Raw genomic sequence first — 18,160 nt, 5'->3', positions numbered from 1 at the left:
CATGGTGATTTTTGCTGGTGCCGCTAATCTATGGCCATGCTCCGCATCGAACCTGCCCTCGTGGTCGCGCTGGCATCGCACGGCGAACATGGCGCGGTCGGGCAGTTCCTGTCGGCAGATCAGGGGCTTGTGGCGGCCTATATCCGCGGCGGGCGCGGGCGGCGGCTGCGCGGCGTGCTGGCTTTGGGAAATATCGTCGCACTGGAACTGACGCAACGCGCGCCGGGGCAGCTGGCCTTTGCGACCGTGCACCCACTCACCACCAACATGGCGATGATGCACGGGGCGGCGGCACTGGCGCTGGTGGATTATGTCGCGCTGCTGGCCGCCGCCACCCTGCCCGAAGGCGAAGCCCAGCCCGGCCTGTTCCCGCTGTTTGCCGCGCTGTTCGGTGCCGCCGGGGCCGGCGCCGATGCGTTGGCCAGCGGTGCGGCGCTCGTGCGCCTGGAGCTGGCGCTGCTCGCCGGGTTGGGGCTGGGGCTCGATCTGTCGAGCTGTGCCGCCACCGGCAGCAACGACGATCTGGCCTTTGTATCGCCCAAATCGCGCCAGGCGGTCAGCCGCGCGGCCGGCCAGCCCTGGGCGGCGCGCCTGTTGCCCCTGCCGGCGTTCCTGCGCGATGGCGGCGCGGCAACCCCCGATCAACTGGCCGATGGCCTCCATCTTTCCGGCCATTTCCTGGCCCGGGAATTGCTCGCTGGCCATCCAGCCGCGCTGCGATTGCAGGCGGCGCGGCAGCGGTTGGCAGGGTTGCTGCTCGGCTGATCCGCTTGCGGAGCCGGTCACCCACGTCTAACCCAGCGCAATGGCCAGCCTGCCCCCCGAAAACGATTATCCCGCCGAACCCGGCATCCTCAACACCCAGTTCGATATCGCGCTCGGCGATCGCTATCTGGTCTATGCCCTGTCCACCATCACCGCGCGATCCCTGCCCGATCTGCGCGACGGGCTGAAGCCCGTGCACCGCCGCCTGCTGTGGGCGATGCGCTTGCTGCGGCTGAATCCTGATCAGGGCTACAAGAAATGCGCCCGCGTGGTCGGCGACGTCATCGGCAAATATCACCCGCATGGCGACGCCTCGGTCTATGATGCGATGGTGCGATTGGCGCAGGATTTCGCGCTGCGCGTGCCGCTGGTCGATGGCCAGGGCAATTTCGGCAACATCGATGGCGATAACGCCGCGGCGATGCGCTACACCGAGGCGCGGCTGACCGATGCCGCCGTGCGCCTGATGGACGGGCTGGACGAAGAAGCCGTGCCGTTCCGCGCCACCTACAATGGCGAGGAGGAAGAGCCGGAGCTGTTCCCAGGCTTGTTCCCCAATCTGCTGGTCAACGGTGCCAGCGGCATCGCGGTGGGCATGGCCACCTCCATCCCGCCGCACAATCCGCCCGAAGTGATTGATGCGGCGCTGGCGCTGTTGCAGGCACCGGACACCAGCGATGAGCAGCTGATGAGGCATGTCACCGGCCCGGATTTCCCCACCGGCGGCGTGCTGGTCGAACCGGCGGCCAGCATCGCCGAATCCTATCGCACCGGGCGCGGCAGTTTCCGCCTGCGCGCCCGTTGGAGCATCGAGGATCAGGGCCGCGGCACCTGGACCATCGTGGTCAGCGAAATCCCCTATCAGGTGCTGAAGGGGAAATTGATCGAGCAACTGGCCGAGCTGATCACCGAGAAGAAGCTGCCAATCCTCGCCGACGTCGCTGACGAAAGCGACGAGCAGCTGCGCATCGTCATCACGCCGCGATCACGCAATGTCGATGCCGACATCTTGATGGAAAGCCTGTTCAAGCTGACCGATCTGGAAGTGCGGGTGCCGCTCAACATGAACGTGCTCGACCATGGCAAACCCGGCGTGCTGGGACTGGGTGCCGTGATCGGCAAATGGCTGGTGCACCAGCGCGAGGTGTTGCTTGCGCGCTCGCGCTATCGGCTGGGCCGCATCGATGCGCGGCTTGAGGTGCTTGGCGGCCTGCTCAAGGCCTATCTCAACCTTGATGAGGTGATCCGCATCATCCGCGAGGCCGATGAACCCCGCGCCGAACTGATGGCCGTGTTCGATCTCACGCATGTCCAGGCCGAGGCGATCCTCAACATGCGGCTGCGATCCTTGCGCAAGCTCGAAGAGATCGAGATCACCCGCGAGAACAAGGCGCTGACCCTTGAGGCCAGCCGGTTGCGCGACCTGATCGACAGCGGGCAAGCGCAGACGGCGCGGCTCGATGCCGATCTGCGGGCGCTGCGTGAGGCCTATGGCCCGACGACGCTGCTCGGCCGGCGCCGCACCACCATCGGCGCGGCGCCGCAGGTGCGGCATGTACCGATCGAAGCGATGATCGATCGTGAGCCGCTGACCATCATCTGTTCGGCGATGGGCTGGCTGCGCGCCATGAAGGGCCATCTCGATCTGGCCAGTCCCGATGCGATCAAGTTCAAGGAAGGCGACGGCCCGGCCTTTGCCTTCCACGCCCATACCACCGATCGGCTGATCCTGGCCAGCAGCGACGGGCGGTTCTACACGCTGGCCCCTGATCGCCTCCCCGGCGGCCGCGGTTTTGGCGAACCAGTGCGGCTGATGATCGATCTGGCCGAAGGCGCCAGCGTCGTGGCGTTGTTCACCCATCTGCCCGATCGGCGGCTGTTGCTGGCGGCCAGCGACGGGCGCGGCTTCCAGATCGAGGCCGGCGATGTGCTGGCCGAAACCCGGAAAGGCCGGCAGGTGATGAGTCCACGCGCCGGCGCCGTGTTGCAGGTCGTGCGCTGGGTCGGCCCCCAGGATGATGCTGTCGCGGTGATCGGCGAGAATCGCAAGCTGCTGGTGTTCGCGCTGGAGGAACTGCCGCACCTGCGCCAGGGCCAGGGCGTCGCCTTGCAGAAATACAAGGATGGCGGCCTGGCCGATGCACGCAGCTTCGTGATGGCCGAAGGCCTCAGTTGGCCGATGGGCGGTGCGTCCGGGCGCACCCGCACCGAAGCCGATCTGACCTTCTGGAAGGGCCCGCGCGCCAGTGCCGGGCGGCTGCCGCCCACCGGTTTCCCACGCGACAACAAGTTCACCGCCTGAAGCCTCGCCAGCCGGCGCGCGGACGGGTATGAAGCGGAAATGCTCGGCATCATCCTCATCGGCTTGCTCAACGTCGCCATGTTCGTGTGGTTCGGATATTTGGCCAGCAAGGATCCGGCCAATATCTTCAAGCGGCGGCGGCCGCCGGCCGACAACGGCACCACCCCGCCGCCACAGGAATGATGCCATGGTTGTGATCGTCCTCATATTGCTGTCGTTGGCCGTCGCGGTGTTCATCATGCTGACCGACACGCGCAAGAACGACAATTTCCGGGCACTTGAGAAGGCCGCCGCCGAACCGGTCGATCCGCCTGCTGCCGTGACAGACCCCGCCAAGGCTGACTGATCGGCTGATGGCCTGGTTGCTGATCCTGGGGGTGGCCATGCTGCTGCTGGGATTGGCGCTGCTGGCCCGCGGCAAGCCGCCTACCTCTCCCCCATTACCACCCCGCCGCCGCGATCCCGGCGGATCGGGCGTGTGGATTGATGATTACGGCCCGTCAGCTGGCCTGCAATTGGACAAGTTCGGTTATGCCGTCGATGCGGCCGGGCTGATCAGCGCTGACGACTCCAACTTTGATTCCGACTTCGAGCCGGGCTTTGAGCCAGGTGGGGGCAGTGGCGGCGGCGGCGGTGCCAGCGACAGCTGGGACGATGGCGGCGGTGATGGCAGTGGCGGCGATTGAGGCATCCGCTTGACCATCCCCATATTTCCGATATAAATATGATATCGTATTTATGGAGACTGCGATGACAACCGAACCACTGCGCCAGCCCAGCCGCGAACGCGCCGGCGCGGGCGGCAATGGCTTGCTGATGCTGCCCGTCGTATTGATGCTGCTATTGGTGATCGCATATGCCGTGATTGGCGGCATCCTCGATGGCAATCCTTCGTCACTGCTGGCCGGTGTCGGGTTCGGCGTGTTGCCGGTGTTCCTGCTCGCCGGCTTCTACAGCCTGCAACCCAACGAAGCCGCCGCCATCACCATGTTCGGCGATTATCGCGGCACCGATCGCGTCAACGGCCTGCGCTGGACCTGGCCGTGGATGGGCAAGAAGAAAATATCGCTGCGCGCCAACAACCTGATTTCACAACAGATCAAGGTGAATGACCAGCGCGGCAACCCGATCGAGATCGCGGCGCAGCTGGTGTGGCGCGTCACCGATTCGGCGCAGGCGTTGTTCGATGTCGATGATTATCGCGGCTTCGTCACCGCGCAGGTCGAGGTGGCGGTGCGCACCATCGGCGCGCGCTACCCCTATGATGATTTCGAGCACAAGGAGGTGACACTGCGCGGCGATCACGAGCGCGTGTCGGGCGAACTGCGCGCCGAATTGATCAACCGGCTCAGCGTGGCCGGCATCACCGTCGATGAATGCGGTTTCACCCATCTGGCCTATGCGCCGGAAATCGCCGGCGCCATGCTGCGCCGCCAGCAGGCCGCCGCCGTGGTCGCCGCGCGCGAAACCCTGGTGGCCGGCGCGGTCGGCATGGTCGAAATGGCGCTGGCCATGCTCAATGAGCGCCAGGTCGTCGAGCTGGATGAGGAGCGCAAGGCCGCCATGGTCTCCAACCTGCTGGTGGTGCTGTGCGGCGAACGTGACACCCAGCCGGTGGTGAACACGGGCAGTCTCTACTAGGCCGTGAGTGCGAAGAAGCCCTTTGCGCTCAGGCTCGATCCGGCGCTGCACGATGCGCTGGAACGAGCGGCGGCCGCCGATCTGCGCAGCCTGAATGCTCAGATCGAAGTGCTGCTGCGTGAAGCGCTCAGCCGGCGCGGCGTGAAGGTGGCGATCACGCCGGGGCCGCGGCGCGGGCGGCCGCCGACGGAGGGGTGAGCGGCGCGCAGCGTTCTGCGGCGTCAGCCGCGCGCTGCCGAGTCTAGCATGTCCGCAATGATCGCCGCATCACCCGGAAAGCCAGCCGCCACCCAGGCCCGTTCGAACACGCCCAGCCGTTGCGCCACCATCGGCCCCGGCGCGACGCCGCGCGCGATGATGTCTTTGCCCGATGCCGGCAGGCGCGGGCGCTGCCAGCCGATCAGCGGCCCCGCCGCATCGGGGTCCCCGGCGATCAGCAGTCGATCGATCACGGCCTCGGCACCATCGCCATAGGCCGATGCGGCATGCGGCGGTGGTGCCGGCGGCTGCACGGCGGCCACGATGCGCGCGCGTTGCGGATTGGACAGTTTCAGCCGCGCGCCGACATCGGCTGCGGTGCGCGTGTCGCCGGCGGGCAACAGCGCGGCCAGCCGCCGTTCCCACGCCACCGGCACGCCGGCCGCGGCTTCGGCGGCGATGGTGGTGGCCAGCACCGGCAGGCGTGCGGCGGCCAGTTCCGGCAGAACGGGTAAGAAAATGCCGGCATCGAGCATCACCGCCAGCATCGGCCCCGGATTGGGCAAGCCCAGCAACAGCCGCAATTCCATGGCGATGCGCTCGCGCGACAGGGCCATCAGATCATTGGCCCGCAGCGTGCAGGCGCTCAGCCCATCGGCATCGATCACCGCCGCAAAGCGCGCCGAGAAGCGGAAGAAGCGCAGGATGCGCAAATGATCCTCGGCAATACGCTGCAACGGATCGCCGATGAAGCGCACGCGACGCGCCTCCAGATCGGCCAGCCCCCCGCAATGATCATGCAAGGCACCGCCCGGCAGATCGGCATAAAGCGCGTTGATGGTGAAATCGCGCCGCGCCGCATCTTCCTGCCAATCATCGGTGAAGGCCACTTCGGCATGGCGGCCGAAACTCTGCACATCGCGGCGCAGCGTGGTGACCTCTGCCACCAGGCCCGCACCAACGGCCGTCACCGTGCCATGCGCAAGGCCGGTGGGTACCGCCTTCAGGCCCACCGCCTTCAGCCGCCGCATCACCTGATCCGGCGTCAGCCGCGTCGCCAGATCGATGTCGCCGCCGGCGATCCCCAGCAGTGCATCGCGCACCGCGCCGCCCACCAGCCGCGTGCTGCCGTTGCAGGCGTCCAGCGCCTCCAAAAGCGCGCGACCGGCCGGCGTTTGCGTCCATGGCTGCGTCGGCAGCAGGGCAGGCAGCGTGCTCACAACTGCTGCAACCGTCGCGCCAGCGCCACGATCATGCCGGCGGTAGCGCCCCAGATGACGTGGGAATCGTGGCGGATCGTCCAGAAATGCCGCGTCTCGCCCTGCCATTGCCCGCTCTGGCGCAGATGGTTGGCCGAATCGAGCGCGTGGGCGAGCGGCACGTGGAAAACCTCGGCCACTTCATCGGGCTGCGGGCGCAGGCTCAGGCCCGGCGGCACCACGCCAACCACCGGCGTGATCAGGAATCCGGTGCCAGTGCGATAGGGATCGAGCGTGCCCAGCACCTGGACCTGGCCGGGCGGCAGTGCCACCTCTTCATGGGCCTCGCGCAGCGCCGCCGCTACAACCGTGGCATCGCCGGCATCCACGCGCCCACCGGGAAACGCCACCTGGCCGGGGTGGCGCTTCAGATGCGCGGTGCGTTTGGTCAGCAGCAATTGCGGCTGCGCTTCCTCGGTGATTGCCATCAGCACGGCGGCCGGCATCAGGCCCTCGTCCGGCGGCGGCGAGCCCTGCATCAGATCCCAATCGCCATGCGGCTGCGGCGTGAACGGCCGCGCCAGCAGGCTGCGGACTTGATCCAGCGGCATCAGCGCGGCGCCGGCGCAAAGGCAAAAAATGCGCCATTGCTCCACAGGCCGGGCAGTTCGGCGCCTTCGTCCAGCGCCAGATCGGCGAGCCTGTAGAAAGTGGCGCGATTGACCAGCGCCTGCAGGCCGCCACGCACATGCAGATAGGGCCGCGGCGTGCCATCGGCGTCCACACGCACATCCAGCGCATGATCCGGGCCGCAGGCCACCACTTCATCAGTGTTCAGGCGGAACAGCAATTGCCGCCCCGGGCCTTCGCCCTGGCTGTCGGCATCAACCGCCAGGAACGGCGCATCCTCCACATCAATGTCGAGCTTTTCCGCCGGGGTCACGAGCACATGGCTGCCATCGGCTTCGCGGCGCAGGATCGAGGCGAACAGCCGGACCAGTTCCGGCCGGCCGATCGGCGTGCCTTCGTGGAACCAGGTACCATCCGCCGCGATGCGCATGGCGCTGTGGCCGCAATGCTTGGGATGCCATTGTTCCACCGGCAGCCGCTTGCCGCTGCCGGCCAGGGCCAGCAGTTCGGCGAAACGGGTTGCAGGCGATTCGATCCTCACCCTGCCTTCCATAGGCAAACCCGCCGGTCAGGCAACCTTGGCGGTGCGCGCATCGGCCTCCACCCAACCGAGGCGCGGCAGGTGGGGCGCTGTGCCGCGCAGCAACAGGCGGGCAGGGTCCACCGGCCCCGGCAATTGCCAGTGGCGTGTGGCGGGTGCAGCAAAGCCGAAGCGGCCATAAAAGGGCGCGTCCCCAATCAACAGCACCGGCGGCGCCCCTGCGGCATCGATGGCGGCCAGGCTGCCGCGCATCAGCGCCGAAGCAAGGCCCTCGCCCTCACGCTCGGCCGCAACGGCCACCGGCCCAAGCAGGATCAGGGGCTGGCGGCGACCGCTGAGGCCGCGCACCTGAATGGGCCAGCATTGCAGGCTACCGATCAGCCGATCGCCAACCATCGCGACAAGGGAAAACGCCGGCAGCAGATCGGCGCCGTCGCGCAAACGATAGGCGGTGCGATTGTGGCGGGCGGGGCCAAAGCGCTGGTCGAGCAACGCTTCAATGGCAGGAAGATGCTCGGCGACGAGCGGCACGATATCGATCACGGGGGAAAAGCTTTCTGCTGGCAGGACAACGAAAAGGGCACTGCACCAAACGCGGCGCAGTGTCAGATTCGTCGATCGTGTCGCAACAATATGCTCATAAGCGGCTGCATATCAGCCGCGTTGCCCCCGCGCAATGGCGGCGATTAATGCAGCTTGCGATCGAGACCGGCGATGGCTTCTTCGGTCAGGCGCGTTTTCAGCGCCGAATCGCTGCGCGCCGTGATGATGGCGGCGGCGGCGCGCGTCACCTGCACGGCAACTTCGGCCTTCAGTTCGGCAGCGGCAGCACGTTCAGCCGCGGCAATGCGGGATTCGGCGGCAGCGGTGCGGCGGGCGATGGCTTCGCTGGCGGCCAACTGACTCGCGGCGACCAGTTCGCTGGCTTCGCTTTGGGCGCGGGCGCGGATGGCGGCGGCATCGGCGACGGCGGCGGCTTGCCGGGCCTTGGCATCGGCCAGCAACACTTCGGCTTCGGCGCGCAGCACGGCGGCCTCATCAAGCTGCTTCTTCACCCCGGCAATACGGGCATCCAGCGCCTCGGCGATGCGCGCCGGCACCTTGCCGAGCACGATGGCCAGCACGATGAAGATGGCAACGCCGGTATAGACCCAACCTTCGGCATTCAGGCCGAGCAGCGTCGGTTCGGCATGCGCCTCACCACCGTGCGCGACGGTTTCGGCCATGGTTTCAACGGGGGTTTCAGCAGCTTGCATCATGCAGTCCTCAACGCGGCCGCCACATCGTCCGGCGTGACACTGATGCCGGTCAGGCGGGCCACGGCATCGCCGGTCAGATCGGCCACGGTGATTTCCAGGCTGCTGCGGGCGGCAGTGCGCGCCGTGTCCAGCCGGACCGCCGCTGCATCGGCATCGGCATCAAGCTGCGCCGCCAGTGCCTTCAACTGCGCATCGGCGGCCTTGGCGGCTGCGTCCTTGGCGGCGGCCACTTCGGCCTGCGCCGCGGCCTGGGCGGCCTTGATGCTGTCGTCATAGGCGGTGCGAACCGCATCGGCCTGGCCCTTGGCGGCTTCGGCACGATCGAGATCGCTGGTCACCTGGGCATCACGCGCGTCGATCACCTTGCCCAATTTGGGCAAAGTGGGCTTCACCACTGCAAAATACAGCAGCGCGAAGATCAGGCCGAACCAGAACAGCTGCGAGGCAAAACTGCTGGGATCAAACTGTGGCACGTGGTTTCCCCAGGCAAAGACAGATCAGGGCAGCGCCCGACCCCGGACAATGACGTGGGCCGGGCGCTGCAACCTGGCTCAACCGAAGGCCAGCGCCAGCGCGACGACGGCGGCGATCAGGCCCAGAGCTTCGGTCACGGCGAAGCCGAAGATCAGGCGGGCGCCCAGCTTGTCGGCAGCGGCCGGGTTGCGCAGCGCACCCTGCAGGAACATGCCAAAGATGATGCCAACGCCGATGGCGGCGAAGCCCGCGCCCATGGCAGCCAGGCCAGCACCGATCAGCTTGTAAGCAGCAACAGTTTCCATCGTTCGTCCTTTTATTGTAAGAGGTTGAATTGATTAGTGAAGATTGACGGCGTCGTTCAGATAGATGCTGGCGAGCAGCGCGAACACATAGGCCTGCACCACGGCAATCAGCAGTTCCAGCGCGGTGAGCGCCACGTTGACGCCCAGCGGGATGATGCCCAGCCCGATGTTGACCGCGCCCAGCGACACGACAAAGCCGCCGAACACCTTCATCAGCACGTGGCCGGCCGTCATGTTGGCGAACAGTCGGATGGCCAGCGTGAACGGACGCGACAGGAACGACAGGAATTCAATTCCGGCCACCAGCGGCGCCACGAACAGCGGCGTGCCTTCCGGCAGGAACAGGCTGAAGAAATGCAGGCCGTGGCGGGCAAAACCAACGATCACCACCAGGATGAACACGATCATCGCCAGCGCGAAGGTGACGGCGATATGGCTGGTCGGCGTGAAGCTGTGCACGAACGGCACCATGCCGAGCAGGTTGCAGGCCAGCACGAAGATGAACAAAGCGAAGATCAGCGGCGCATAGCGCAGGCCATCCTTGCCGACATTTTCACGCAGCATGTCGCGGATGAATTCGTACATCAATTCCGTCGCCGCCTGCATGCGGCCGGGCACCAGTTGCGGGCGCGCCGTGCCGATGAACAGGAAGGCCGCCACCGCGACCAGCGCCAGCAGCATCCACAGCGAGCTGTTGGTGAACGACAGATCAACCCCGCCCACCGCAAGGGGGGCGATCGTTTCGATCTTGAACTGTTCCATTGGATTGGCCACGGCCGTTCAGTCCTTATCCCGTTCCCGGTCGTCCAGTTTCCGCTGGCGTCTCAGCGACTGGTACAAACCGGTCACAAAGCCCAGCAACAACATCAGGATCAGCCCCCAGGGGCCGGTGCCCACCTGCCGGTCGAAAAACCAGCCGATGAAGCCGCCGGCCAGCATGGCGCCGATGAATTCGGACGCCGCCTGGAAACCGGCATTTTCGCTCGCCTTGGCGCCATCCTTCGCCTTTGATTCTGCTGCACGTGCCGCAGCGATGCGGCGCGCGAGGCTGTCCTCGTCGGCTGGTTGGTCGGCCAAGGTGAAAATCCCTGTCGTCTAACCCTGTTTCGCCTGCCCAATAAGACAGACGGTCCCGGCGGCAATGCCGTCAAGACTTGGCGCGCGTCCTAGAGGTGGGGTGGGCAGGTGTCAACCATTGTGCACTGCACACATCACACCGCAGCAACCAGTTTCTCGGCGGTTTGCAGATCCACGCTCACCAATTGGCTCACCCCCGGTTCGGCCATGGTGACGCCGAACAGGCGGTGCATGCGGCTCATGGTGACGGCATTGTGGGTGACAATCAGGAATCGCGTCGCGGTTTGCGTGGCCATGCGATCAAGCAGATCGCAGAAGCGTTCGACATTGGCGTCATCCAGCGGCGCATCGACTTCATCAAGCACGCAGATCGGCGCCGGATTGGCGAGGAACAGCGCGAAGATCAGGGCCGTGGCCGTCAGCGCCTGCTCGCCGCCCGACAACAAGGTCAGCGATTGCAGCTTCTTGCCGGGCGGCTGCGCCATGATCTCCAGCCCGGCTTCGAGCGGATCATCGGATTCGATCAACGCCAGCCGCGCCTCGCCGCCGCCGAACAGATCGGTGAAGAGGGTGCGGAAATGCGCATCGACGGCCGCAAACGCCGCCGCCAGCCGCTGCCGGCCTTCGCGGTTGAGGCTGCCGATCGAGCCACGCAGGCGGGCAATGGCGGTATCGAGCTCGGCTTTTTCGGATGCCGTCAATTTCGCCTGTTCTTCGAGCTCCTTCAATTCGATATCGGCGCGCAGGTTGACCGGGCCCAACCGCTCGCGCTCCATCACCAGCGCATCCAGAGCTTCGGCCAACGCGGCCGGATCGCCGGGTTCCACCGCGAATCCGAAGCGGCCGGGCAGCAAAGGCGGCGGGCACTGGAACCGCTCCCCGCACAGGCGCTCCACCTCGGCGCGTGCGGCATCCTGATGCTCGGCCTCGGCGCGCAGCGTGGCGCGCAGCTCGCGCGCCTCCGCAGTCTCGGCGTCGGCGCTGCGCAAGGCCGTGCTGATCGCGGCCAGCGCGGTTTCGGCACTGGCAAGCCGGTCGGCAGCAGCGGCGCGGGCCAATTCTGCTTCGGACGTGCGCGTGACGAGGCCGGCAAGATCGGCGGCAATCGCCCGGGTGCGGGCAGCAAGGCCGGCCTGCTCATCCTGCGCGGCAGCGCGGCGGCGGGCGAGTTCGCCCTGTTGGCCGCTGCTGGCCGCCACCCGCCGCTGCCAATCCGCCTGTTCGCCGGCCAGCGCCTGCCGCCGGCGTGTGGCGGCATCGGCGTCGCGGGTCTGCGCCGCCAGCGTGCCCAGAATCGCCGCCAGGGCGGCGCGATTGCGATCATTGGTGGCGCGCGCCGCCGCCACCTTGGCCGCCAGCCCGGCCGCCACATCGACATCCGGCACCGCCGCTTTTGCGACTTCGGCTTCGGCAGCGAAGCGTTCGGCATCGGCCGCCGCGCGGGTGGCGGCGCTTTGCAGGGTCGCTTCTTCGCCGGCGGCCCGGGCGGCAGCGGTTTGCACTGCCGCGAGTTTGGCACGGGCTTCGGCCAGCACGCGCGCCGCGTGATCACGCGTAGCCCGCGCCGCGCGTTCGGCGGCAGCAGCGGCGGCACTGGCCGTTTCAGCATCCCGCTGGCTGGCCGCGGCCTGTTCGACGGTGGTGGCGGCGGCGCTGCGTTCGGCCTCAAGCTCGGCGGCGCGGCGGCGGGCACGCAGGCGGGCCGCAGCGGCATCGGTGCGGCCACCTGCATCCACCAGCCCATCCCAGCGCCACAGCTGCCCCGTCCGGCTGACCAACCGCTGGCCAGGACGCAACGCCGCCAAAACTTCTGGGGACGGCGCGCCATCGATCACGCCGATCTGCGCCAGCCGGCGCGCCAGTTCGGGCGGCGCCTGCACCTGTTCCGCCAGCACCACAACACCCGCCGGCAGCGCCGGATCATCCGGCCGCGCCGCCGATCCGGCCCAACGGCGCGGCGCGGCCGAATCGGCCGGCGCGGCTTCCATATCCTCGCCCAGCGCCGCGGCGAGCGCGGCTTCGTAACCGGCGGCCGGGATCAGGCGATCGGCAACGCGCGGGCCCTTGCCCTGATCGGCTGCCAGCCGCCGCACCAGTGCCTGGGCTTCGGCCTCCAGCCCGGCCAGCGTAGCGCGCGCCGCAGACACCGCCGCCGCCGCTTCGGCCCGCGCCGTTTCCAGCGCCGGGCGCACGCGTTCCGCATCGGCGACGCCGGTTTCGCAGGCCGCCACCGCAACCGTCGCTGCCGCCTCCGCCGCCTGCAGCGGCGCCAGATCGGGGGCCGGCGCCAGCCGCGCCAGCCGCTGCGCCAGATCGGCGGCTTCGCTGCGCGCCCGGACCGCGCGGGCGGCGGCGGCGCTAGCGGCATCGGCGGCTGCCCGCGCGGCGCCTGCCGCAGCCGCATGTGCCGCCATCGCTTCGGCCAGCGCCGCTTCGGCATCGGCGGCAGCCATTCGGGCCGCGGCGGCCTGGGCCTCCACGGCCGGCGTTGCCCCCGCCAGCTCGGCCAGCCGCTCGGCTAACGCCGCCTCTTCGGCGGTCAGCCGCGCCTGCGCCGCGGCCGCATCCTCGGCCAGCGCCGCCTCGCGCTGGGCGTCGCGTTCGATGCTGGCGAGCAGCGCCGTCAGCGCGGCATCGCGGCGGGTGATGTCCTGCGCTTCGGCATCGAGCAGGGCGCGGCGCTGGCGCAGGGCCTGGACGCTGGCCGCGGCTTCGGCTTCGGCCGTGCGCAGCGCCGGCAGCCCGGCAATGGCGTCCGCCGCCTGCGCCGACAGGGCCGCTGCCAGGCGCGTCTTTTCCGCCGCGAGCGTCTCGGCCGCCACCGCGGCGGTGCGCGCCCGCTCGCTGGCCGCGACTGCACCATGCCAGCGCGCGTGGATCAGCGCCGCCTCACCGTGCCGAATCCGGTCGGACAGGCTGCGATAACGTTCCGCACTGCGCGCCTGCCGCTTCAAGGTGGCGGCCTGCGCCTCCAGCCCGCGAATCACATCATCCAGCCGCAGCACATTGGCTTCGGCGGCGCGCAGGCGGATTTCGGCTTCGCGGCGCCGCACGGCGAGGCCGGCAATGCCGGCGGCCTCCTCCAGCAACTGGCGGCGCTCGGCCGGCTTGGCGGCGATGATGGCGCTGATGCGACCCTGGCCGACGATCGCCGGGCTGTGCGCGCCGGTGGCCGAATCGGCAAACAGCAGCCGCACATCCTGGGCGCGGGCATCGCGGCCGTTCAGCCGGTAATCCGATCCGGCGCCGCGTTCGATGCGGCGCAGCACTTCCACTTCCTCGCCGGCGCTGCCGGCCAATTGCAGCGTCACGCTGGCAAATGCGCGGGCCGGGCGCGCGGCGGTGCCGGCAAAGATCACATCATCCATGCCGCCAGACCGCATGGATTTGGGGCTGGCCTCGCCCATCACCCAGCGCAGGGCTTCGAGCAGATTGGATTTGCCGCAGCCGTTGGGGCCGACCACACCAGTCAATCCCGGCTCGATCAGCAGATCAACCGGTTCGACGAACGACTTGAAGCCGGCAAGGCGAAGGCGGCGGAATTCCAAATTCGGGTTACCGCAGCGCCGTCTGCAGCTTGGCCTCCAGATCGGGCCAGGTGAACACGCCTTCCTGCACGGTGCCGTTGATGATGAAGCTCGGCGTGCCGGTCAGCTTGTATTCGTTCACCGCCTGGTTGCGCAGGTCGTTCACCGCCTTGGCCTGCGCCGGATCGGCGAGGCATTGATCGAACTTGGCGCGCGGGATGCCGCGCAGTTTCACATAATCGGCCAGCCCGCCCAGCTCGGCCATGCGGCGCACCTGCGCCTCTTCGGGCATCTTGCTGAGCGCTTCCTGATCGGGCTTGCTGATCCGGCCGAACGGTTCGGTCCAGCCGATCTGATCGGCGTAAAAGGCATCGAGCAGGCCAAAGAACGCGCCGGCGCCCTGGCAGCGCGCCAGGATGGTGGCGGCGAAATCCGGGCCGTTCAGCACGAAGTTCCTGTATTCATAACTCACATTGCCGCTGGCGACATATTTGTTCTTGATGGTCGCGGCTGCCGCCTCATGGAATTCGCGGCAGTGCGGGCAGGTCAGGCTGGCAAATTCCACCAGCTTCACCTTGGCATCCGGGTTGCCCATCTTGAAGCCGCCTTCGGGCGTGGCGGTGACGACTTCGGCCCAATTCTGCCCGGCCGGAGCGGAAACGGCGGCCGGCAGTGGCGCACCCGCATCGGCCGCCGGGCTCTTGCTGTCGTTGCAGGCGGCGAGCGCCAGCGGCAGTGCGGCGATCAGCAACAGGCGCTTCATCATCATTTCCTTGTGGCAGTCTTGAGGGCGGTGATCAGCAACGGCTCCAGCGCCGCCCAATCATAGGCATCGGTTTGCATCGTGCCGTTGATCAGGAAGCTGGGCGTGCCGGTGAGATTATGGGTCTGCACCGCATCGGCTCTGATCGCCATCAGCCGGTCCATACCCGGCTTGGCGGCGATGCAGGCATCATAACGCGCGCGCGGCACCCCGGCGGCGGCGGCATATTCCGGCAATTTGCCCAGTTCCGCCATGCGCGGGCCTTGAGCCGCCTGCGGCAGCGCGGCGATGCTGGCGCTGTCCGCCTCGCTGATGGCCTGGAACGGCTGCACCAGTTCGGCCTGGCGCGCATAGGTGCGGTTGACGAACTCCCACGCCTGCGGCGCGGCCAGGCATTGCATCACCATGCCCGCCATCAGATCGATACCGTTCAGACTGAACGGCCGATATTCGTAACTGACGCGCCCGGCGGCGAGATATTTCGCCTTGATGGCGGCCAAGCCGGTTTCGTGGAACGCCTTGCAATGCGGGCAGGTGAGCGAGCCGAATTCGACGATCTTCACCGCGGCGGCCGGATTGCCGAGCAGCACGCCGCCTTGCGGGGTGAGCGCGACGCGGGTTGCCCAGGCAACAGCTTTTGCAGGGGCAGTGGCCGGGGCCGGGCGCGCAACGGGCTTGGGCTGCGCCACCAGCGGGCTGGCGAGCACAAGTGCGGCGATGATGGGGAGTGCGCGACGTTGCATTTGCATTGTCTAACCGTGATCGCGACCGATTTGAAGCGGCTAACGCCCTACCCGTTGACCTTCGCGGATTGGCTCACCTGATCTTCGGCGGCCCGCTCGATCCGGCCAGCGCCTCGGCCAGTGATTGCAGGGTGGCGCGCAGTTCCGGATCGGCGATGGCTTTCAGCGTGGAGCGTGTGGCATCGGCCAAGGGCGGGGCGGGCCCAGGCGGCGGCGCCGGCAGCGGGGCCATCGCGCCCGTCGCCTGTTCAAGCACGATGCGGGCGACCGCGCCATAGCCGAGGATGCGGTTGGCGCGTTCGATGATCTGCGGTTCGACATGGCGCAGCATCGGTGCCAGCGCGCCGGTGGCGGCGATGGCCAGCGTGCCGCCCTCCTTTTTGCCCACCGGGAACTTCAGCCGCAGCGGCCGGCAGTGGCGGGCATATTGTTCACCGACGATCTCCACCCAGCGATCGATCAGCGCGCGCTGGGTGAAGCCGAAGCGCTTGAAGGCCTGGCCGCCGACATCGCCGACCAGATCGGCAATGGCGCGGGGGCGGTTCGTGCGCGCCGGGGGCGTAGCCGGTGTGGCAGCCAGTTCGGGCGCCTTGCGGACGCGCGGTTTTGCGATTTTGGGGGGCGTTTCCGGCATGGCGCGTCCATGCCATAGACGGGCCGTGACGCATAGTTGGCCCGCCCTGTTGATCGACTGGTATCGCGCCACCGCGCGGGTGCTGCCGTGGCGCAATCCGCCCGGCGCGGCGCTGCCCACCGGCGCGGATTGGCCCTATCGGGTCTGGCTGTCCGAAGTGATGTTGCAGCAGACCACCGTGGAGGCGGTGACTCCCTATTTCCACGCCTTCACCGCGCGTTGGCCCACGGTGGCGGCGCTGGCGGCGGCCGACGATGCCGATCTGATGCAGGCCTGGGCGGGGCTTGGCTATTATGCGCGAGCGCGGAACCTGCTGGCCTGCGCGCGCGCCGTGGTGGCGCTGCATGATGGGCGGTTTCCCGGTGACGAAGCGGCTTTGCGTGCCCTGCCCGGCATCGGCGATTACACGGCGGCGGCGGTCGCAGCGTTCGGGTTCGGCCGTGATGCGGTGGTGATCGACGGCAATATCGAGCGGGTTGCGACGCGGCTGTTCGGCATCAGCACTCCCCTGCCCGCAGCGCGCGGTGCGATTCGCGCGCGCCTGGGCGAAGTGTTGCCAGCGGGCCAGGCCGGGGATTTCGCGCAAGCCATGATGGATCTGGCGCGGCGCGTATGCACGCCGCGCGCGCCCAGATGCCTGGCGTGCCCGATTGCCGACGCCTGCACCGCGCGGGCAGCCGGCAATCCCGAAGCTTATCCGGTGAAGCCACCGAAGCGCGCGCGGCCGACCCGGCAGGGCACCGCGTGGTGGATCGAGGTGAACGGGCATGTGCTGACCATCCAGCGCCCGGCAAAGGGCCTGCTGGGCGGCATGCGGGCGCTGCCGAGCTGTGATTGGCGCGGCGGCCATGCGAAGCCGCCGGTGGATGGCGATTGGCAATTGCTCGGCGCGGTGCGGCATGGCTTCACGCATTTCGAACTGGAATTGAGGGTCGCGGCGCTGTGGCTGGATGTGCGGCCAGCGATTGATGGCGCCGATTGGGTGAAGGTGACAGATATGGCCGGCGCCGGGCTGCCAACGCTGTTTGCCAAGGCGGCGGCACTGGGGCAGAGCGCCAACAGGGGAGACGATCAGGCATGACGGGTTTCAGGGATGTGCCGGCCACCGGCTTCACCGGCAATCGGCTGGATCGGGCGGACGAGGTGCGCCGCGATCCGGCGGCGGTGATCGGTTTGCGCGGGCGATCCGATGCGCGCTGGCTGGTGATGGAAAAATTGAATCCCGTGGTGCGCCCCGGCGACACGCCGGCGATCCTGTGGGCCTATCGGTCCGATGTGCCGCACGATGCGCTTTCGATCTTTCTGGGGATGGACGGGGATGCCCCGCGCTTTGCCGCCGCGGCGTCCGGTGATGAACTGGTGGCGGATTTCGGCGGGCAAGTGCTGGACGCGCGCGCCGCCGGCGCCCTGCTGCCGGGCCATGAAGCCGCGATCGTGGCGCAGGCGCGCTCCATCCTCGATTGGCACCAGCGCCATGGCTATTGCGCGGTGTGCGGCGCGCCGACCTTGCTGGCCAAGGCCGGCTATGCCCGCCAGTGCACAGCGTGCAAGGCCGAACATTTCCCGCGCGTCGATCCAGTGGTGATCATGCTGGCGGTGAAAGACGATCACGCGCTGATCGGCCGGCAGCCACGCTTTCCCAAACGCTTCCTGTCGGCGCTGGCTGGCTTTGTCGAACCGGGCGAAAGCCTGGAAGAAGCCGTGCGCCGCGAATTGTGGGAAGAAGCTGGCATCACCTGCGGACGCGTCGATTATCTCGCGAGCCAGCCCTGGCCTTTCCCATCGAGCCTGATGATCGCTGCCTTTGCCGAATCCGATGGGTTCGAGGTGCGGCTGGATCAGGACGAGTTGGAAGAAGTGCGCTGGGTAACCAAGGACGAAGTGCGCGCCGCACTGGCCGGGGAAGGCGATTTCCTGGCGCCGCCGCCACTGGCGATTGCCCACACGTTGTTGAAGGCGTGGGTGGAGGCTTAGGCGCGCCTTAATATCCAAGCGCAGCACCCCTCCGTCTCGCTTCGCTCGTCACCTCCCCTAGAAGGGGAGGATCATGGTTCCTCCCCTTCTAGGGGAGGTGGCAGCCGAAGGCTGACGGAGGGGTAGCG

At 67.9% G+C, this 18,160-nt stretch carries 22 protein-coding genes; 9 read left to right on the top strand and 13 right to left on the bottom strand.

The window, feature by feature from the left end; genetic code table 11:
* Positions 1-30 precede the first annotated feature (30 nt).
* From recO to AC6UUM_RS05245, 7 genes are all read left to right on the top strand, one after another.
* Positions 31-765, top strand: coding sequence for a DNA repair protein RecO (gene recO, locus AC6UUM_RS05275; protein WP_500804290.1), 735 nt, complete (start codon positions 31-33; stop codon positions 763-765).
* A 40-nt stretch (positions 766-805) separates the two neighbouring features.
* Positions 806-3,067 (top strand): DNA topoisomerase IV subunit A, encoded by a 2,262-nt coding sequence (gene parC / locus AC6UUM_RS05270; protein ID WP_500804289.1) that lies wholly within the window; start codon positions 806-808, stop codon positions 3,065-3,067.
* Between the two features lie 39 nt (positions 3,068-3,106).
* A complete protein-coding gene (locus AC6UUM_RS05265) occupies positions 3,107-3,250 on the top strand; it encodes a hypothetical protein (RefSeq protein WP_500804288.1) in 144 nt (47 codons plus the stop codon).
* Between the two features lie 4 nt (positions 3,251-3,254).
* Complete coding sequence (locus tag AC6UUM_RS05260) at positions 3,255-3,413, top strand: hypothetical protein (RefSeq protein ID WP_500804287.1); 159 nt, start codon at positions 3,255-3,257, stop codon at positions 3,411-3,413.
* 7 nt (positions 3,414-3,420) lie between these two features.
* Positions 3,421-3,753: a hypothetical protein gene (locus AC6UUM_RS05255; protein WP_500804286.1), complete on the top strand. Its 333-nt coding sequence runs from the start codon at positions 3,421-3,423 to the stop codon at positions 3,751-3,753.
* A gap of 64 nt (positions 3,754-3,817) precedes the next feature.
* Positions 3,818-4,708 carry an SPFH domain-containing protein gene (locus AC6UUM_RS05250; protein ID WP_500804285.1) on the top strand — a complete coding sequence of 297 codons (891 nt, stop codon included), beginning with the start codon at positions 3,818-3,820 and terminating at the stop codon, positions 4,706-4,708.
* 3 nt (positions 4,709-4,711) lie between these two features.
* Positions 4,712-4,906 (top strand): type II toxin-antitoxin system antitoxin, encoded by a 195-nt coding sequence (locus AC6UUM_RS05245; protein WP_500804284.1) that lies wholly within the window; start codon positions 4,712-4,714, stop codon positions 4,904-4,906.
* Between the two features lie 23 nt (positions 4,907-4,929).
* On the opposite strand, the gene AC6UUM_RS05240 is transcribed toward AC6UUM_RS05245, so the two are convergent.
* The 13 genes from AC6UUM_RS05240 to AC6UUM_RS05180 all read right to left on the bottom strand — a co-directional run bounded on the left by AC6UUM_RS05240 (position 4,930) and on the right by AC6UUM_RS05180 (position 16,058).
* Positions 4,930-6,126 carry a CCA tRNA nucleotidyltransferase gene (locus AC6UUM_RS05240; RefSeq protein ID WP_500804283.1) on the bottom strand — a complete coding sequence of 399 codons (1,197 nt, stop codon included), beginning with the start codon at positions 6,124-6,126 and terminating at the stop codon, positions 4,930-4,932.
* Positions 6,123-6,716, bottom strand: a complete 594-nt coding sequence (locus AC6UUM_RS05235) for a CoA pyrophosphatase (RefSeq protein WP_500804282.1) — start codon at positions 6,714-6,716, stop codon at positions 6,123-6,125. Before AC6UUM_RS05235 ends, AC6UUM_RS05240 begins: the two co-directional genes overlap by 4 nt.
* Positions 6,716-7,276, bottom strand: coding sequence for a DUF1285 domain-containing protein (locus tag AC6UUM_RS05230; RefSeq protein ID WP_500804281.1), 561 nt, complete (start codon positions 7,274-7,276; stop codon positions 6,716-6,718). Before AC6UUM_RS05230 ends, AC6UUM_RS05235 begins: the two co-directional genes overlap by 1 nt.
* A gap of 27 nt (positions 7,277-7,303) precedes the next feature.
* On the bottom strand, positions 7,304-7,819 hold the full coding sequence (locus tag AC6UUM_RS05225; protein WP_500804280.1) for a GNAT family N-acetyltransferase: 516 nt from the start codon (positions 7,817-7,819) through the stop codon (positions 7,304-7,306).
* Positions 7,820-7,962: 143 nt separating this feature from the next.
* Positions 7,963-8,535 carry a F0F1 ATP synthase subunit B family protein gene (locus tag AC6UUM_RS05220; RefSeq protein WP_500804279.1) on the bottom strand — a complete coding sequence of 191 codons (573 nt, stop codon included), beginning with the start codon at positions 8,533-8,535 and terminating at the stop codon, positions 7,963-7,965.
* Complete coding sequence (locus tag AC6UUM_RS05215; protein ID WP_500804278.1) at positions 8,532-9,008, bottom strand: F0F1 ATP synthase subunit B; 477 nt, start codon at positions 9,006-9,008, stop codon at positions 8,532-8,534. Before AC6UUM_RS05215 ends, AC6UUM_RS05220 begins: the two co-directional genes overlap by 4 nt.
* Before the next feature lie 78 nt (positions 9,009-9,086).
* Positions 9,087-9,314, bottom strand: a complete 228-nt coding sequence (locus tag AC6UUM_RS05210) for an ATP synthase subunit C-like protein (protein ID WP_017668976.1) — start codon at positions 9,312-9,314, stop codon at positions 9,087-9,089.
* 33 nt (positions 9,315-9,347) lie between these two features.
* Complete coding sequence (locus AC6UUM_RS05205; protein WP_500804277.1) at positions 9,348-10,088, bottom strand: F0F1 ATP synthase subunit A; 741 nt, start codon at positions 10,086-10,088, stop codon at positions 9,348-9,350.
* A gap of 6 nt (positions 10,089-10,094) precedes the next feature.
* Complete coding sequence (locus AC6UUM_RS05200; RefSeq protein WP_500804276.1) at positions 10,095-10,391, bottom strand: AtpZ/AtpI family protein; 297 nt, start codon at positions 10,389-10,391, stop codon at positions 10,095-10,097.
* A 134-nt stretch (positions 10,392-10,525) separates the two neighbouring features.
* Positions 10,526-13,939 carry a chromosome segregation protein SMC gene (gene smc, locus AC6UUM_RS05195; protein ID WP_500804275.1) on the bottom strand — a complete coding sequence of 1,138 codons (3,414 nt, stop codon included), beginning with the start codon at positions 13,937-13,939 and terminating at the stop codon, positions 10,526-10,528.
* 7 nt (positions 13,940-13,946) lie between these two features.
* Complete coding sequence (locus AC6UUM_RS05190) at positions 13,947-14,687, bottom strand: DsbA family protein (protein WP_500804274.1); 741 nt, start codon at positions 14,685-14,687, stop codon at positions 13,947-13,949.
* A complete protein-coding gene (locus tag AC6UUM_RS05185; protein WP_500804273.1) occupies positions 14,684-15,424 on the bottom strand; it encodes a thioredoxin domain-containing protein in 741 nt (246 codons plus the stop codon). Before AC6UUM_RS05185 ends, AC6UUM_RS05190 begins: the two co-directional genes overlap by 4 nt.
* Positions 15,425-15,497: 73 nt before the next feature.
* On the bottom strand, positions 15,498-16,058 hold the full coding sequence (locus tag AC6UUM_RS05180; protein WP_500804272.1) for a DUF721 domain-containing protein: 561 nt from the start codon (positions 16,056-16,058) through the stop codon (positions 15,498-15,500).
* On the opposite strand from AC6UUM_RS05180, the gene AC6UUM_RS05175 reads away from it, so the two are divergent.
* Positions 16,057-17,139 (top strand): A/G-specific adenine glycosylase, encoded by a 1,083-nt coding sequence (locus AC6UUM_RS05175; protein WP_500804271.1) that lies wholly within the window; start codon positions 16,057-16,059, stop codon positions 17,137-17,139. The genes AC6UUM_RS05180 and AC6UUM_RS05175 overlap by 2 nt on opposite strands.
* Positions 17,136-18,032, top strand: coding sequence for an NAD(+) diphosphatase (gene nudC / locus AC6UUM_RS05170; RefSeq protein ID WP_500804270.1), 897 nt, complete (start codon positions 17,136-17,138; stop codon positions 18,030-18,032). Before AC6UUM_RS05175 ends, nudC begins: the two co-directional genes overlap by 4 nt.
* Positions 18,033-18,160: the final 128 nt, after the last annotated feature.

This window comes from Sandarakinorhabdus sp., from assembly GCF_987265915.1.
Note: the sequence above shows the minus strand (reverse complement) of the source record. Positions and strands in the feature narration are given on the sequence as shown.

Bases quoted from the DNA above. Each gene is read 5' to 3' on its own strand.
- AC6UUM_RS05175 (WP_500804271.1), top strand. From the start codon at position 16,057: ATGGCGCGTCCATGCCATAGACGGGCCGTGACGCATAGTTGGCCCGCC.
- AC6UUM_RS05265 (WP_500804288.1), top strand. From the start codon at position 3,107: ATGCTCGGCATCATCCTCATCGGCTTGCTCAACGTCGCCATGTTCGTG.
- AC6UUM_RS05190 (WP_500804274.1), bottom strand. From the start codon at position 14,687: ATGATGATGAAGCGCCTGTTGCTGATCGCCGCACTGCCGCTGGCGCTC.
- AC6UUM_RS05250 (WP_500804285.1), top strand. From the start codon at position 3,818: ATGACAACCGAACCACTGCGCCAGCCCAGCCGCGAACGCGCCGGCGCG.
- AC6UUM_RS05210 (WP_017668976.1), bottom strand. From the start codon at position 9,314: ATGGAAACTGTTGCTGCTTACAAGCTGATCGGTGCTGGCCTGGCTGCC.
- AC6UUM_RS05220 (WP_500804279.1), bottom strand. From the start codon at position 8,535: ATGATGCAAGCTGCTGAAACCCCCGTTGAAACCATGGCCGAAACCGTC.
- AC6UUM_RS05185 (WP_500804273.1), bottom strand. From the start codon at position 15,424: ATGCAACGTCGCGCACTCCCCATCATCGCCGCACTTGTGCTCGCCAGC.
- AC6UUM_RS05255 (WP_500804286.1), top strand. From the start codon at position 3,421: ATGGCCTGGTTGCTGATCCTGGGGGTGGCCATGCTGCTGCTGGGATTG.
- AC6UUM_RS05235 (WP_500804282.1), bottom strand. From the start codon at position 6,716: ATGCCGCTGGATCAAGTCCGCAGCCTGCTGGCGCGGCCGTTCACGCCG.
- nudC (WP_500804270.1), top strand. From the start codon at position 17,136: ATGACGGGTTTCAGGGATGTGCCGGCCACCGGCTTCACCGGCAATCGG.
- parC (WP_500804289.1), top strand. From the start codon at position 806: ATGGCCAGCCTGCCCCCCGAAAACGATTATCCCGCCGAACCCGGCATC.
- AC6UUM_RS05260 (WP_500804287.1), top strand. From the start codon at position 3,255: ATGGTTGTGATCGTCCTCATATTGCTGTCGTTGGCCGTCGCGGTGTTC.
- recO (WP_500804290.1), top strand. From the start codon at position 31: ATGGCCATGCTCCGCATCGAACCTGCCCTCGTGGTCGCGCTGGCATCG.
- AC6UUM_RS05180 (WP_500804272.1), bottom strand. From the start codon at position 16,058: ATGCCGGAAACGCCCCCCAAAATCGCAAAACCGCGCGTCCGCAAGGCG.